This is a genomic window from Lapillicoccus sp. (genome assembly GCF_025353065.1).
Lineage (GTDB): Bacteria > Actinomycetota > Actinomycetes > Actinomycetales > Dermatophilaceae > Lapillicoccus.
Genome location: NZ_JANXRJ010000259.1, coordinates 14,871 through 29,699 on the forward strand (window position 1 = coordinate 14,871; position 14,829 = coordinate 29,699).

Here is a 14,829-nt window from a genome sequence, read left to right on the forward strand (position 1 = left end):
ACCTCAGGCTAGCCACGGCCACGGCTGGCCGGCGGGCGCGGCGGCGGCAGCTGCAGCCCCCCCACCTAGCCCCGTGCAGGACCGGAGCCGGGGCAGGAGGGGCTCACCTCGTCGAGCCGGCCGCGCAGGAACGCGCGCTCGGTCTCGTTGTCGACGAGACCCCAAGCCGTGCGGTACGCCGCGGCCGCCTCGTCCGCCCGCCCGAGCCGTCGCAGGAGGTCGGCCCGCGCGGCCGGGAGGTAGTGGTACCTCACCAGCGCAGGTGCCTCGGAGTCGAGACGGTCGAGCTCGCGGAGGCCCACCTCGAACCCGTCGCGGAACCCGACCGCGATGGCCCGGTTGAGCGCGACCACCGGGGTCGGCCACGCGCGGCCGAGCAGGTCGTAGAGCCCGACCACCTCCCCCCAGTCGATGGCGGCGAAGGTCGGGGCGCCGGTGTGCAGGGACGCGATGGCGGCCTGCAGCGCGAAGCGTCCGGGACGCCCGCCCCGCAACGCCGCCCGGACGAGCCGGTCGCCCTCGTCGATCAGCCCACGGTCCCACTCGCGCCGGTCCTGGTCCTCGAGCGGGACGAAGGAACCGTCCGCCGCGACGCGCGTCGCGGCCCGGGCCTCCGCGAAGACCCCGATCGCGAGCAGGGCCCGCAGCTCGCCCTCGTCGGGCATCAGCTCGAGGAGCGTCCGCGTGAGGTCGAGGGCCCGGTCCACCAGGTCGCCGCGGCTCAATGATGCGCCGGTCGGCGCCGTGTGACCGGTGGTGAGCACGAGGTGGAGCACGGTGAGGACGGCGTCGAGCCGTTCGGCGAGCTCGTGGCCGGCAGGCTCGCGATAGGGGATCCGCGCCGCGGTGATCTTCTTCTTGGCGCGCGTGACCCGGGCCGCCATCGTCGCCTCGCTGACCAGGAAGGCGTGGGCGATCTCGGCCGTCGTCAACCCGCAGACGAGTCGCAGGGTGAGGGCGACCTGGGCCTCGCGCGCGAGCGCCGGGTGGCAGCACGTGAAGACCAGCCGCAGCCGGTCGTCGGGGATGTCCTCGGTGGCCATGAGCACCTCGTCGGCCGGGGGTGACGAGCGGGCGGACTCGACGAGCAGGGGGACCTTGGCGCGCAGCACGGACGCCCGTCGATGGCGATCGAGGGCGAGGTGGCGGGCGGTCGTGGTCAGCCAGGCGGCGGGGTTGCGGGGGATGCCGTCGCGCGTCCAGACCTCGAGCGCACGGACGTAGGCGTCCTGGGCACACTCCTCCCCGAGGTCGAGGTCGCCGGCGACCCGCACCGTCGCGGAGAGCACGATGGCCCACTCGCGGCGGTGCGCGTCGTCCAGCGCCTGCCGGACCTCCTCGAGCGACGTCATCGCGGAGCGCTCACCGGCCTGGCTGTCGTCCGCCTTGCGGTCAGTAGGTCATGACCGGTCGGACCTCGACCCCGCCGAAGCGGGCCGGACAGGACTTCCCGATCTCCAGGGCCCGGTCGAGGTCGGCGGCCTCGATGAGGTAGTAGCCCCCGAGGACCTCCTTGCTCTCGACGAACACGCCGTCGGTGACGACGTCGCCGCGGACGGTCGTGGCCGTGTCGCTGCCCTTGAGAGCGTTCCCGCCCACGATCGCGTCCCCCCACTGCTCGGAGAACCTGTCGTGCGCCTTCATCACCTCGCCGTAGACCTTCGGGTCGGCGTTCGCGTAGTCGTTTTCGTTCTCGTAGATGAGGACCAGGTACTGAGCCATGGGAGGTCTCCTTGGGTTGGTGGGCTCTGACACTCACGACGACGAACAGCATCCGCCCGGATCGACAGCTCGTGCCCAGCTTTCGCGAAATCTCTCGGCTCAGCCCTCGTGGGTGAAGAGCGTGGGGATCGCGACCTCGCCGCGCTGCAGCTGCCGTGCGGTGCGGGGAAGCTCCGAGCGCGAGGCCGTATGCCGCGCCCGCGCCTCGCGCAGGCCATAGCGGTCGCCGCCGACGACGACCCCGGCGCGCACGAGGTCGACCATCAGCGGTCGGTCGTCGCCGTCGTCGGTCGGCCACTCGCCGATGCCGATGACCTCGGCCATGGCGACACCGGCGGCGTTGCGGCGGCGCATCGCCCACTTGCGGCCGCCCACCGAGACCTTGTCCTTGCTCTTCTTCTCGACCGGCTGGAGCACGCCCTCGTCGTCCGTGCGGGCGACGAGCTTGTAGACCATGCTTGCCGTCGGCGCCCCGGACCCGGTGACGAGCTGGGTGCCCACCCCGTAGCCGTCGACGGGGGCGGCCGCAAGGGCGGCGATGGCGTACTCGTCGAGGTCCGAGGTGACGATGATCCGGGTGCTGCTCGCCCCCAGCGCGTCGAGCTGGACGCGGACCTCGCGCGCCTGGCCCAGCAGGTCGCCGGAGTCGAGGCGCACCGCGCCCAGCCCGCTGCCCGCGACCTCGACCGCGGTCCGGACCCCGGTCGGCACGTCGTAGGTGTCGACGAGCAGCGTCGTGCCCGCCCCGAGCGAGTCGACCTGCGCCTCGAACGCCTCCCGCTCGGTGTCGTGCACGAGGGTGAAGGCGTGGGCAGCGGTACCGGCTGTCGGCACCCCGTACCGCCGGCCCGCCTCGAGGTTGCTGGTCGCCGAGAACCCCGCGATGTATGCCGCGCGGGCCGCCGCGACCGCGGCCTCCTCGTGGGTGCGGCGGGAGCCCATCTCGATGCAGGGACGGTCGCCGGCGGCGGCGGTCATCCGGGACGCAGCCGACGCGATCGCACTGTCGTGGTTGAGGATCGAGAGGACGAGGGTCTCGAGCAGCACGCCTTCGGCAAAGGTGGACTCGACCACGAGCACCGGTGAGCCGGGGAAGTAGCACTCCCCCTCGGCATACCCGCTGATGTCGCCGGAGAAGCGGTATGCCGCCAGCCAGTCGCAGGTGGCCTCGTCGACGACCTGCGTGCGACGCAGGGCCTCGACCTCGGCCTCGCCGAAGCGGAACTGCGCGAGGGCCTCGAGGACGCGGCCGGTCCCCGCGACGACGCCGTACCGCCGACCGTCGGGCAGCCGTCGGGCGAAGGCCTCGAAGACGCAGCGTCGATGTGCCGCACCGCTGCGCAGGGCGGCCTGGAGCATGGTCAGCTCGTAGTGGTCGGTGAGCAGCGCCGTGCTGCTCGCGCTGGTGCTGCTTCGCGTGCTCGGGCTCACGAGCGACACCCTATTGTGGACCGCGTGTCGATCGCGCCCGTGAAGGAGACCAGCACCCGCGAGGAGACCCTCGACCAGGTGCAGCCCGACACCCCCTGGATCACGCTGGTGTGGAACGACCCGGTCAACCTGATGTCCTACGTCACCTACGTCTTCGAGTCCTACTTCGGCTACCCGCGGCAGAAGTCGGAGAAGCTGATGATGGACGTGCACGTCAAGGGCAAGGCGGTCGTGTCGAACGGGTCGCGCGAGGCGATGGAGCGCGACGCCGAGGCCCTGCAGGGCTACGGGTTGTGGGCGACGTTCGAGAAGGACGAGTAGGGGTGGCCAAGGGCTTCAAGCGCAAGGGCGACCACTACGTCGCGCGGATGGACGGCAACGAGCGCGGCATCGTCGCGGGCCTGATGGAGCAGACCCGGGACCTGCTCGCGCCGCCGGAGCGGGAGTCGACGGGCGACGTCTTCGAGGACCTCGTCGCCGGGCTCGGGGTGTCGCTCGCGGCGGCGGACCAGGAGTCGGAGACGCCGGACGGGCCCGAAGACCGTGACCCCGCCCTCGACCGGCTGCTGCCGACGGCGCACCGCGGCGACGACCAGATCGCTGCGGAGTTCCGCCGGCTGACCGAGCACGACCTGCGCGACCGGAAGGCGATCAACCTCGCGACCGCGATCGGCGCCCTGCGCGCGGCCTCCGGCGACCGGCTCGACCTGAGCAAGCCCCAGGCGCAGGCGATGGTCGTCGCCCTCACCGACACGCGGCTGCTCCTCGGCGAGCGCCTCGGCCTGCGCACCGACGACGACGCCACGGAGCTCCAGGAGCGGCTCGCCGGCCTCGGCCCGGACGACCCGGTCGTGTATGCCGTGTCGTTCTACGACTTCCTGACCTGGCTCCAGGAGTCGCTCACCGGAGCGCTCATGGGGCGCGGGCTCTTCGGCTGAGCTCCTTGCCAGCCGTCGCAGCACGACACCCGCCTGCCACACGCCCACGACGTGGCCGACTCTGTTCTTGAGCAAGTGCGGCACTTCGCCCGGAGTGGGTCACCCCTGTCGACCCACACTCAGCCGTAGAGGATGAACCCCGAGTTCCGTTGGGCAATATGAGGGTAGTGAGCGAGGAGCAGATCCGGGAGTGGGTGGACGAGGCCGAGGCAGGGTACGACCTCGACGAGCACAGGCGTCGCGGGCGCGAGCGCCCCGTCCGGGGTGCCGAGGCTCTTGCCGGGGACGGGCGGCCTACCAGGAGCTGCGGTCGGATTCGACAGGATGGCCCGTCTGCTGGAGACCGCGCGACGGCCACTTCGCGGCGGAGTGCACCGCCTGCGGCGATGTGTCAGGTGATGCGGTGAGCGCGTGGTCACAGGTGAAGGTGCAGGCGCAGGGCGTCATCCAACGCCACCATCAGGGTGGCTGGCACACGCCCAAGCACTGGCCCCACCCGCTCGACGGACACCGCCCGGACCTGTTCCGCCTGCGCCTTGGAGTCCACCCTCAAACCAGACTCTCCCGACGCCAGGGCCACCTGGAACGGGTAGACCACTGTCACATTGCTGGTGACGGGCACGACCGTCACCACTCCCCGCCCCAGCCTGGCGGCTGTTGTGTTGGCCCGGTCGTTGCTGACGACCACGGCAGGCCGTCGCTTGTTCGCCTCCGCACCCACGGCTGGGTCGAGGTTGACCAGGCGGATCTCACCTCGCAGCATCGGCGAGACCGTCTGACGTGGTCTCCTCCCAGGCCGCGGCCTCGCCCGTGGTCTCCCACTCCTGCCACGCGGCCGCGTAGGCCTCGTCCAGGTCAGGGTCGCTCAGCTGCCGGATCGCGCGCTGAATGGCCGCGGATCGTGACGTGACGCCGACCGCCGCGGCGTAGCGGTCGAGGGTGGCCACGTCCTCGTCCGGGAGACTGATGCTCAACTTCATGACGTGATACTACCGGCGGTATGACCGAGATGCTACCAAAGGGACGTGGAAAGGGACGTTGAACCCTGGCGTGACGTTCTGCAGGTGGGAGCCCTCGAGTGGCCGAGGGACCGATACAGACCCCCTTCTCGCCAAGAGTGGACCATCGTCACTGCGCCGCGAATGCGGCGAGCCCTCTGCCTGCTCGTCGTTCGTGTCGAGGTTGCGGCGTCGGCGCGGGACTCTCTGGCGTGGTGGGGTTGCGGCCGGGGCAGTCTGGCTGAGTGTGCGCCTGGGAGCCACGACCCCACGGACAAGGTCCACCGAACCCGGGCCGCCAACTTGTGCGTCACTTCGCCGCGAGTGCGGCCGTCTCCTTCCCCCGCGAGTAACCCTCCCTCTTCGCGGCAGCTGCACCTATTCTGGGCGATAGGCGTCGCGCCTGTGCTCGATGCGGAGGACCACGACCTCCCGCTCGACGTCGTTGATCCGATAGAGCAATCGATAGGTGCCTCGGCGGGCGGCGAAGATACCGGCGAGGTCGCCGCGCAACGGTGTGCCTGCTCGGTGGGGATTCTCGACGGCGCCGGTAAGGAACTCGACGACGGCGTGGGTCGTCAGCAACTCTGGTCCACCTTCGCCTTCGAGCGCCGAGAGCGGGGTTGGAGTCATCGGGCCGCGGCCGATTGAGCGCAAAGCGCTTCCAGCCGGTCGGCGGCGAGCGGCGCGCCGCCTTCGCGCGCCATCCGGTCGGCCAGCACCGAGGCGACCGGCTTCAGGGTGATCGCCTGCCGGACGGCCGCACGCAGCCGGTCCGGCGTGAGCCGCTTGGGGGAGAGCATCACGCCGGCGCCGCTGGCCTCCGCGCGGCGGGCCACCTCCGACTGGTCCCGGCCGAACGGCACGACGACGACCGGGACCCCCACGGCGAGAGCCTTCTGGGTGGCGCCGAAGCCTCCGTGGGTGACCGCGACGACCGCTCTCGGCAGCAGCAGCGAGTGCGGCACGAACTCGGCGAGGTGGGCGTTGCCCGGCACGTCGCACTCCTCGAGGCCGGCGGGCATCGTGGCGACCACGTCGAGGTCCTCCCCGGCCAGCCCGGCGAGAGCGCTACGGACCAGCACCCCGTCGTCCTGGAACTCGGACGAGGTGGTGACCAGCGCGACGGGCCGGGTCAGCTCGTCGAGCCAGGCCGGTGCCGGCGCCGCCGGTTCCCAGGTCAGCGGGCCGGTGAAGAGGAACGACTCCGGCCACGTGCTGCGCGGGTACTCGAGCGCCCGGGACGTCAGGTAGATCGTCAGCGGAGGTCGGGTGTACATGTCCACGGCGTCCCGCAGGGGCGTCGCCCCGGCCCTGACCCGGAGCCTGTTCGCGCCGGGCAGGGCGACCCGCTCCAACGTCCCGAGGGTCAGCGGCGTCAGGCACCGGTTGCGTAGCCGGCCGAGTAGACCACCCATCGGCCTCAGACCGGGCCCGAACGGGGGAACCTCGGGCGCGGGCAGCGGGGTGGGCGAGTGCTGGATCGACGCCCAGGGGAGGCCGGATGCCTCCGCGACGGCCGCCGCGCCCCAGCAGAGCACGTCGACGAGGAGCAGGTCGGGCGCCTCCTCAGCGATGGCGCGCTGGACCTCGGGCAGCTGGAGCGCACCGCGGGCGATGAAGTTGGCGACGCCGGCCTTGAGGGACGCCAGGGGGTTGTGCCCCTTGAAGTCCGCCAGCTCGACGGCGGCGATGGCCGGGTCCACGGGGTCGGCCGTGAAGCCCAGTGCACGCAGCGCGTCCACCTCGGTGGCGATCGTGCGGATGACCACCTCGTGTCCGCGTCTCCGCAGCTCGAGCAGCACCGGGACGGTGGGGAACAGGTGGCCACGCGAGGGTGCGGTGTAGACGAAGACCTTCATGAGAGCGTTCCTTCCAGGAGCCCCTGCACGGCCAGCGTGGTCTGGCGCCGGGTCAGGCCCTGCTGACGACGCAGCAGGTGCCAGGTGTAGAGGTCGCAGATCGCGACGAGCTGTGCGCTCAAGCGACGACGGGCGACCCCCGATCGCGCGTCGAGCCAGGGCGCGAACACGCGGGCGCACCAGTCGGCATGGACCGTCCGGCCACCCGCCGTGACCTCGGCGAACGCGGGCACGCGGTTCTCCTGACGGAGCAGGTGCATCATCAGGTCGCCCACGGCTTCGTAGTGGTCGATCAGGTTCGTCACCGCAGCCGCCACGTCGCCCACGGCAGCGTCACCCCGCTGCGCGGCGACCTGGGCCTGCATGACATCTGTGAGCGCCCGGATGATCCCTTCCTTGGAGCCGAAGCGGCGGATCACCGTCTGCACGGTGACCCCGGCATCCGCGGCGATCTGGTCGAGCGTGACCTCGTCGAACAACGCCACCTCGAAGCGGTCGAAGGCCGTGGTCAGGATGCGCTCACCCGTCCGCCGGGCCGCGTCGGCCCGGGCCGACATCGTGTACTGCCGTTTCATATTAATGACACTAGCGCGAAAGTCAGGACATGTCACCGAGTCAGGCGCGCCGGGCGTTGTCAGCATCCGCTCGGGCGCCCGGGAACAGGACGCCTACAGGCGGAAGTAGGCCGGACCCGAGAGGTCGTCGAGAAGGGTCGGTCCGCTCGGCGTCCAGCCCAGCGCCTTCTGCGTCAGGGCGCTCGAGGAGACGACATCCAGTCCGAAGAGCCCGCCCAGCCAGCCGAAGTGCGCCATCGCGTCGGCCGGGGCGATCGGCCCGACCGGCACGCCCAGCCCCCGACCGATCGCCTCGGCGATGCTGCGCGTGGGCACGCCCTCCTCCGCGATCGCATGCAGCACCTGCCCGGCCTCCGCACCGTCCACCCCGAGGGCGACCACCCGGCCGGCATCGAGGCGGTGCACGGCCGGCCAACGACCGGAGCCGTCACCGACGTATCCGGAGAGACCCTTCGTGCGGGCGAGCTCCACCAGCATCGGGACAAGCCCGTAGTCGCCGTCCCCGTGGACCGAGGGCGCGAAGCGCACGATCACGACCTTGACGCCGCGGGCGAGGAAGTCGAGGGCGCGGTTCTCGGCCCCTCCTCGCGGCGCATCCGGTCCGTGGAAGGGCGACGGGTCGTGCTCGGTCGACGGCCGGCCGAACGACCCGAGGACACCCGAGGCCAGGACGAAGGGTCGGTCGGATCCTGCGAGTGCCTCGCCGAACGTCTCGACGGCGGCCCGCTCGGCCGCGTTGGAGACGGCCGGCCGGGCGAAGTCGTGCTTGTTGGCGAGGTGGACGACGGCGTCCGAGTCCTCCGCGCCGGATCGAAGGCTGTCGAGATCGTCCAGCTCGCCCCGACGGACGGACACTCCTTCGGCCCGGAGAGCCGCCGCGGAGGCTTCGGAGCGGGCCAGGGCGACGACGTCGTGGCCACTCCTCAACAGCTGGTCCACGGCTGGCGTGCCGATCCACCCGGACGCCCCAGTGACGAATATGCGCATCTGCAGAACTCCCTACCGCCCGACTCTCGTCGAGGCTTGATGTCAGCGACTGACATAAGCAGTGTGACACAGATGTCAGCGACTGACATGAGTCGTTGGAGCCTGCCCGTGGGCACAGGGCATACGGACCGGACGGTCGCCGTGTTGTCGTGTTGTCGTGACAACCTCGGCTCGGCGTTCACTCTCAGGCGATGCGGCGCACCCGGTTGACAGTGAGGCCGCTCGCGTCGAGGAGGTCGCCTGCCCTGTCCGCGAACTCGACCAGGTGGGGCGTCGCGAGGTGGGCGTCGAGGTGCTCCCCGGACAGCCAGTTCTCGTAGAAGGTGAAGAAGCTGGGGTCCTCGACGCCCTGATGGAGGTCGTAGTTGACGTAACCCTCCTCCCGGCTGGTCGGCTCGATCAGCGCCTCGAGCGCGGCCCGGAGCTCCTCGGTCTTGCCCTCTGCGGCGCGCATGTAGGCCACCACGGTCAGCAGCTCGCGGTTCTCGTCGGTGGGGGTGCTCACGGGGTCCTCCTGGACGTGTGTGGGCTTCTGTGGACGTCATGTGGACGCGGTCGAGGGGTCTGGGCCATGCTAAGTCATATGGACCCGCGCGACCAGACGGCGCTCGAGATGGCCGAGGCCGCACGCGCCTGGCTGGGATCGCTGACCCCGGAGCAGCGGTCGGTGGCCCACGACGCGGCGCCGGCCGACGACGAGCGGCTCGACGCCGAGCGCCGGCGGTGGTTCTACACACCCACCGATCACGGGGGCCTGACGGTGCACCAGCAGCGACCGGCGCAGCAGCGTGCGGCGATGAGGCTGGTGGCGACCGGGCTGTCCATGGCCGGCTACGTCACGGTCGTCGCCACGATGGGGCTGGACAACGTGCTCGATCGCGCCGAGGGGTTCGTGACCCGTTTCGATCGAGAGCGCGGCCGCGACCCCGGGCTCTTCTACCTGCGCGTCTTCGGCGAACCGGGCGGCGACGCCCCCTGGGGATGGCGGTTCGGCGGCCACCACCTCTCGCTGAACAACCTCGTGGTCGACGGCCAGCTGGTGGCCACGACCCCGTGCTTCATGGGCGCGGACCCCGCGTCAGCCCCGCTGCTCGGCGGCGCCGTCAATCGCCCGCTCGCTCGGGTGGAGGACCTGGGTCGCGAGCTCGTCCGCTCGCTCGCCCCCGACCTCGCCGGACGGGCGATCCTGCTGGGCAAGGCGCCCTCCGACTTCGTCACCGCCAACCGCACCACCGTCTCCGAGGGCGACCAGGTCATCCCGCTCGCCGGCATCTTCCGGGGCGCGCGGCTGGCGGACGATAGCGAGCAGGCCAAGCTGCAGGCGATGAGCGATGCCATCGACGAGGCGGCGGGCTACACCCCCGAGGACCACCGCACCGTCGAGTACACCACCGTCCCCAAGGGCCTCCCCGGCCGCGACCTCGACCGCTCGCAGCGCGAGCTCCTGCTCGTCCTCCTCGGCACCTACTTCGGCCGCGTCCCGGACAGCGCGTCGCCCCTCGCGGACTACGACGACGCCGCGCTCGACGACGTCCACTTCGCCTGGGCCGGCCCCACCGCACCCGGGCTGCCGCACTACTACCGGCTCCAGGGCCCCCGGCTGCTGATCGAGTGGGACAACACCCAGCGCGGCGCGAACCACGCGCACTCCGTCTGGCGCGACCCCGAGGCCGACTTCGGCCTCGACGTGCTGGCCCGGCACCGCGCCACGCGCCACGGCCGCTGACGGGGAGTGCTGACCACACCCCGCTGTGGGCCGGCGCTACGCGTCGTCCCCCTCGGTCACGGAGCGCCCAGCTGGTCGCGCCGACGGGTGAGGTAGGCGACCTCGGCGGTGTTGCCGGCCAGCTCGATGGCCGAGGTGTATGCCGCGTGGGCCTCCGCCGAGCGGCCGAGCCGCCTGAGCAGGTCGGCGCGGGTGGCGTGATAGGCATGATACGAGTCGAGGTCCAGCGGCGCGACCAGCGCGAGCGCCACCTCGGGCCCGTCGAGCTCGGCGATCGCGACGGCCCGGTTGAGCGCGACGACGGGCGACGGGTCGATGGCGGAGAGCTGGTCGTAGAGGGTGACGACCTGGGACCAGTCGGTGTCGCGGACGTCCCTCGCGGAGGTGTGAACAGCGTTGATGGCGGCCAGGATCTGGTAGCGGCCGGCGCGGCCATGGCCCGCGGAGACGGCGACGAGACGGGAACGGACGAGCGCGTGCCCCTCGGCGATGAGCCCGGTATCCCAGGCGCCACGATCCTGTTCACCGAGCGTGACCAGCTCACCCGCTGCGGAGGCCCGTGCCGCCCGGCGGGCCTCGGTGAGGAGCATCAGCGCCAGTAGGCCGACGACCTCACCATCGGACGGCAGGAGCGCCTGGATGAGCCGGGTCAACCGGATCGCCTCGAGCGTGAGGTCGCTGCGGACGGCCTCCTTCTCGGGGTTCGAGGTGAGGTAGCCCTCGTTGAAGACGAGGTAGAGGACCGCCAGGACGCCGGAGGCGCGGGCGGGGAGGTCCTCGGACGACGGGACCCGGTAGGAGATGTTCGCCGTCCTGATCTTGCCCTTCGCGCGGGTGATCCGCTGGCCGACGGTGCTCTCCGGCACGAGGAAGGCGCGGGCGATCTCGGGCACCGTCAGCCCGCCGACCATCCGCAGCGTCAACGCGATCCGGGCCTCCATCGCCAGCGCCGGGTGGCAGCAGGTGAAGACCAGCCGGAGCCGGTCGTCGTCGATCACGCCGGCGGGCTCGGACGGCCTGTCGTCGTAGAGCATCCGCGCCTCCTTCTGCTTGTCGTCACGCCGGGACTCGCGGCGCAGCCGGTCGATGGCGCGCCGGTTGGCGGTGGTGGTGATCCAGCCTCCGGGATTGGGGGGTGTGCCATCGGTCGCCCAGCGCTCGACGGCCACCGCGAACGCCTCGGCGGCCATCTCCTCCGCGAGGTCCAGGTCGCCGAAGCGCCGGGTCAGGCCGGCGACCACCCGGGCCCACTCCTCGCGGTGGACCCGGCTGATCGTGTCCGCGACGCCCGTCACGCGCCCGCGAAGGCCCGCACCTCGACCTTGCCCCGGCAGGCCCTCGACCCCTCGGCGGCCAGCTTCAGCGCCACGTCGAGGTCGGGGGCCTCGATGATCCAGAAGCCGCCGATGTGCTCCTTCGACTCCAGGTAGGGCCCGTCGGTGAGCACCGGCTCACGGCCCTGCCCGTCGACGACGGTCGCGGTCGTGGCCTGTCCCAGGCCGTTGGCGAAGACCCAGTAGCCCTCCTCCTGCAGGCGCACGTTGAAGGCGCTGGTGTCGGCCATCGCCTCGTCCATCGCCTCCTGGGAGGGGTAGTTGCCGAACTCCGTGCGCTCAGCAGGCCCGTAGACCGACATCAGGTACTGCGTCATCTCTGACTCCTCTGGTTCCTGGGCCGGGTGACCCCCGGCTCTCACCCCTGCAACGAACGTCCCGCACCCGATCCGACACCCCGGGCCGACCTTTCTCAGCATGAGGGAAGCAGGCGGACGGGGCGCCGACTCGCGGACCGATGGCCCACCGTCTCGTGGCCCCACTCCTTACGCTGGGAGCGTGCTCGTCGAGCCGGAGGACCTGACCTCAGCCGAGGTGCTCGCGATCGTCGCCGAGCACTGGGACGCCAAGGCGCGCCACTGCGGCTTCGTCCCGCGCGGCGCCGGCGCCCAGCACTGGGTCGTCAGTGGCCGGCACCTGCCGCGGTGGTTCGTGACGGCCGACGACGTCAGCGCCCCCGGGCGACTCGACGAGCTCCAGGACACGTATGCCGCGGCCCGCGCACTCGCCGGCGACGGCCTGGTCACGGTCGTCCCGACCGTGGCGCCCGGGGGTGGGGGAGCGGGCGAAAATGTGGGCGGTGGTGGAGCGGGCGAGAATGTGGGGGGTGGTGGAGCGGGCGAGAATGTGGGCGGTGGGGGCGTCGGCGTGGTGGACGGGCGGTGGCTGCTGACCGTGACCCCCTACGTCGAGGGGGAGTGGGGGCCGGGCGACTACGCCGACGACGCGCAGCGCGCCCTCGTGGCCCGTGCTCTGGGGGCGTTGCACGCCGCGCCGCCACCCGCACGGATCCGCAGCTGGGAGCCCGGCCCACCCTCGCGGGCCGACCTCGAACGCGTGCTCGAGACCGTCGACGGACCACGGTGGACGAGCGGACCCTTCGGCGAGTCCGTCCGAATCGCTCTGCAGGACAACGCTCCAGAGTTACGCAGTCTCCTCAGGCGATACGACGTGCTGGCCGCTGCCGCGGTCCGGCACCGGGGCGACTGGGTGCCCACCCACGGCCAGCCGCACACGGCCAACGTCCTCTGGGGCGAGGCCGGACCGCTGCTCGTCGACTGGGAGAGCCTGCGGGTCGCGCCCCGCGAGCGCGACCTGCGCGCGGTCCTGCGGGACGCCGACGGCGCCGAGCCCCTGTCGGCCTACGTCGCGATGGGCGGCAGCCTCGACCTCGACGCCGACCGGGTGGAGCTGTTCGACCTCGAGTGGTGGCTGGGGGAGACGGCGGCGTATGCCGTTCAGTTCCACGCCCCGCACACCGGTGACACCGACGAGGTGCGCTTCCACCGGGAGTTCCTCGAGGAGGTCGTGCCGAGTACGGGGGGACGGTGACCCCACGCCGGGCGACCGTGACGCGCGGCATACCCCGGCATGCATGTGACCGAGCCGACGTGTCGCAGGTGCGGGCCGTTCGCCGGACCGTCCCTATTCTTGGGTGGTGGCGGACGCACCCATCGGGATCTTCGACTCCGGCTTCGGTGGACTCACCGTGGCCCGGTCGGTGCTCGACCAGCTGCCCCAGGAGTCGCTCGTCTACTACGGCGACACCGCCCGTGCCCCCTACGGCCCGCGGCCCATCGCCGAGACCCGCCAGTTCGCTCTCGAGTGCCTGGACCGGCTCGTCGCCCACGGCGTGAAGATCCTCGTGATCGCCTGCAACACCGCGAGCGCGGCGGTCCTCCACGACGCGCGGGAGCGCTACGACGTCCCCGTCGTCGAGGTCATCCGCCCGGCCGTGCGTCGCGCCGCCGCCGCAACCCGCAACGACCGGGTCGGCGTCATCTCGACCGTCGGCACCCACCACTCGGGGGCCTACGTCGACGCGTTCGCCGCCGCCCCCCAGATCGAGGTGACGAGCGTGGCCTGTCCGCGCTTCGTGGAGTTCGTCGAAGCGGGGGTGACGGGGGGCAAGGAGCTGCTCGACGTCGCCCGCGAATACCTCGCGCCCGTCGTCGGCGCGGGGGTCGACACCCTCGTCCTCGGCTGCACGCACTACCCGCTGCTCACCGGCGTCATCTCCTACGTCATGGGTGAGGACGTCACCCTGGTGTCATCGGCCGAGGAGACCGCCAAGGACGTGTTCCGTGTCCTCGCCGACACGGACGCGTTGCGCGACGACGCGCTCGGACCGCCCACAGTGGCGTTCTCCACGACCGGTGATCCCATCGAGTTCCGGCGCCTGGCCAGGCGATTCCTCGGACCCGAGGTCGGCACGGTGTTCGGCAACCTGGCCGGTGTGACGTGAGGAGAGCGGTATGAGGCTGACCATCGTCGGGTGCTCCGGCTCCTTCGCCGGGCCGACGTCGCCCGCGTCCTGCTACCTCGTCCGGGCCGAGCACGAGGGGCGTACGTGGAACCTCGCGCTCGACATCGGCGCCGGCGCCCTCGGCACCCTGCAGCAGCACATCGACCCACGCGACCTCGACGCGATCGTCCTCAGCCACCTGCACCCCGACCACTGCATCGACCTCTGCGGGCTCTACGTCGTCCAGCGCTACCACCCCGAGGGACCCTCGCGCCCGCTCCCGGTCTACGGTCCGACCGGCAGCGGCAAGCGGATGAGTGAGGCCTACGGGCTCGACGACCAGCACGCCATGGACAGCGAGTTCGACTACCGCGACCTCGTCGACCGGACACCGCTCACCGTCGGTCCGTTCACGATCACCCCCTTCGCCGTTAACCACCCCATCGAGGCCTACGGCGTGCGGGTCGAGGCCGACGGCGTCGTCCTGGCCTACACCGGCGACACCGACGAGTGCGATGCGCTCACCCCCCTGATGACGGGCGCCGATCTCGTGCTCGCCGACGCCGCCTTCGTCGAGGGTCGCGACGACGCGCCGGGCATCCACATGAGCGGGGCGTCGTGCGCGCGAACGGCGTTGCGGGCCGGGGGAGTCCGCCGTCTCATGCTGACCCACATCCCCGCCTGGAACGACCCCGAGGTATGCCGCTCCCAGGCCGAGCAGCACTGGCCCACCGAGGTCGAGCTGGCCACCCCCGGGGCGACCTACGACCTGTAGGACGGCCAGGTTCGTTG

The 14,829-nt window shown here is 71.7% G+C and carries 18 protein-coding genes; 6 read left to right on the top strand and 12 right to left on the bottom strand.

Annotated features, from left to right (window positions below; genetic code table 11):
• Positions 1–65: 65 nt before the first annotated feature.
• The 3 genes from Q0R63_RS18995 to Q0R63_RS19005 all read right to left on the bottom strand — a co-directional run bounded on the left by Q0R63_RS18995 (position 66) and on the right by Q0R63_RS19005 (position 3,153).
• On the bottom strand, positions 66–1,352 hold the full coding sequence (locus Q0R63_RS18995; protein WP_295700867.1) for an RNA polymerase sigma factor: 1,287 nt from the start codon (positions 1,350–1,352) through the stop codon (positions 66–68).
• Between the two features lie 40 nt (positions 1,353–1,392).
• Positions 1,393–1,722, bottom strand: a complete 330-nt coding sequence (locus tag Q0R63_RS19000; protein ID WP_295700870.1) for a YciI family protein — start codon at positions 1,720–1,722, stop codon at positions 1,393–1,395.
• 99 nt (positions 1,723–1,821) lie between these two features.
• Positions 1,822–3,153: a nicotinate phosphoribosyltransferase gene (locus Q0R63_RS19005; RefSeq protein ID WP_295700873.1), complete on the bottom strand. Its 1,332-nt coding sequence runs from the start codon at positions 3,151–3,153 to the stop codon at positions 1,822–1,824.
• A 24-nt stretch (positions 3,154–3,177) separates the two neighbouring features.
• Here Q0R63_RS19005 and clpS point away from each other — a divergent pair, with 24 nt between their 5' ends.
• Together clpS and Q0R63_RS19015 are read left to right on the top strand one after the other, a co-directional pair.
• Positions 3,178–3,474 carry an ATP-dependent Clp protease adapter ClpS gene (clpS, locus tag Q0R63_RS19010; RefSeq protein WP_295700876.1) on the top strand — a complete coding sequence of 99 codons (297 nt, stop codon included), beginning with the start codon at positions 3,178–3,180 and terminating at the stop codon, positions 3,472–3,474.
• A 2-nt stretch (positions 3,475–3,476) separates the two neighbouring features.
• A complete protein-coding gene (locus Q0R63_RS19015; RefSeq protein ID WP_295700879.1) occupies positions 3,477–4,091 on the top strand; it encodes a DUF2017 domain-containing protein in 615 nt (204 codons plus the stop codon).
• Positions 4,092–4,506: 415 nt separating this feature from the next.
• On the opposite strand, the gene Q0R63_RS19025 is transcribed toward Q0R63_RS19015, so the two are convergent.
• The 7 genes from Q0R63_RS19025 to Q0R63_RS19055 form a co-directional block, all read right to left on the bottom strand.
• Positions 4,507–4,854: a type II toxin-antitoxin system PemK/MazF family toxin gene (locus Q0R63_RS19025; protein ID WP_295700882.1), complete on the bottom strand. Its 348-nt coding sequence runs from the start codon at positions 4,852–4,854 to the stop codon at positions 4,507–4,509.
• On the bottom strand, positions 4,841–5,071 hold the full coding sequence (locus tag Q0R63_RS19030) for a ribbon-helix-helix domain-containing protein (RefSeq protein ID WP_295700884.1): 231 nt from the start codon (positions 5,069–5,071) through the stop codon (positions 4,841–4,843). Before Q0R63_RS19030 ends, Q0R63_RS19025 begins: the two co-directional genes overlap by 14 nt.
• Before the next feature lie 396 nt (positions 5,072–5,467).
• Positions 5,468–5,674, bottom strand: coding sequence for a type II toxin-antitoxin system RelE/ParE family toxin (locus Q0R63_RS19035; protein WP_295700886.1), 207 nt, complete (start codon positions 5,672–5,674; stop codon positions 5,468–5,470).
• Positions 5,675–5,718: 44 nt separating this feature from the next.
• Positions 5,719–6,951, bottom strand: coding sequence for a nucleotide disphospho-sugar-binding domain-containing protein (locus Q0R63_RS19040; protein WP_295700888.1), 1,233 nt, complete (start codon positions 6,949–6,951; stop codon positions 5,719–5,721).
• A complete protein-coding gene (locus tag Q0R63_RS19045; RefSeq protein ID WP_295700890.1) occupies positions 6,948–7,526 on the bottom strand; it encodes a TetR/AcrR family transcriptional regulator in 579 nt (192 codons plus the stop codon). The genes Q0R63_RS19040 and Q0R63_RS19045 overlap by 4 nt, the downstream gene beginning before the upstream one ends.
• Positions 7,527–7,619: 93 nt before the next feature.
• Positions 7,620–8,513 carry an SDR family oxidoreductase gene (locus Q0R63_RS19050; RefSeq protein ID WP_295700892.1) on the bottom strand — a complete coding sequence of 298 codons (894 nt, stop codon included), beginning with the start codon at positions 8,511–8,513 and terminating at the stop codon, positions 7,620–7,622.
• Positions 8,514–8,697: 184 nt separating this feature from the next.
• Positions 8,698–9,018, bottom strand: coding sequence for a putative quinol monooxygenase (locus Q0R63_RS19055; protein WP_295700894.1), 321 nt, complete (start codon positions 9,016–9,018; stop codon positions 8,698–8,700).
• A gap of 78 nt (positions 9,019–9,096) precedes the next feature.
• Between Q0R63_RS19055 and Q0R63_RS19060 the strand changes: the two genes are divergently transcribed.
• Positions 9,097–10,239: a DUF3500 domain-containing protein gene (locus Q0R63_RS19060; RefSeq protein ID WP_295700896.1), complete on the top strand. Its 1,143-nt coding sequence runs from the start codon at positions 9,097–9,099 to the stop codon at positions 10,237–10,239.
• A 56-nt stretch (positions 10,240–10,295) separates the two neighbouring features.
• Here the strand turns inward: Q0R63_RS19060 and Q0R63_RS19065 are convergent, their stop codons facing one another.
• The gene (locus Q0R63_RS19065; protein ID WP_295700898.1) at positions 10,296–11,534 is read right to left on the bottom strand and encodes a DUF6596 domain-containing protein; all 1,239 of its coding nucleotides are present in this window, start codon (positions 11,532–11,534) and stop codon (positions 10,296–10,298) included.
• The gene (locus Q0R63_RS19070; protein ID WP_366521175.1) at positions 11,531–11,815 is read right to left on the bottom strand and encodes a YciI family protein; all 285 of its coding nucleotides are present in this window, start codon (positions 11,813–11,815) and stop codon (positions 11,531–11,533) included. Before Q0R63_RS19070 ends, Q0R63_RS19065 begins: the two co-directional genes overlap by 4 nt.
• Before the next feature lie 256 nt (positions 11,816–12,071).
• Between Q0R63_RS19070 and Q0R63_RS19075 the strand changes: the two genes are divergently transcribed.
• The 3 genes from Q0R63_RS19075 (at position 12,072) to Q0R63_RS19085 (ending at position 14,812) form a co-directional block, all read left to right on the top strand.
• Positions 12,072–13,124 (top strand): phosphotransferase, encoded by a 1,053-nt coding sequence (locus Q0R63_RS19075; protein ID WP_295700901.1) that lies wholly within the window; start codon positions 12,072–12,074, stop codon positions 13,122–13,124.
• Positions 13,125–13,230: 106 nt separating this feature from the next.
• Complete coding sequence (gene murI, locus Q0R63_RS19080) at positions 13,231–14,037, top strand: glutamate racemase (protein WP_295700903.1); 807 nt, start codon at positions 13,231–13,233, stop codon at positions 14,035–14,037.
• Positions 14,038–14,047: 10 nt separating this feature from the next.
• A complete protein-coding gene (locus Q0R63_RS19085; RefSeq protein WP_295700905.1) occupies positions 14,048–14,812 on the top strand; it encodes an MBL fold metallo-hydrolase in 765 nt (254 codons plus the stop codon).
• Positions 14,813–14,829 lie beyond the last annotated feature (17 nt).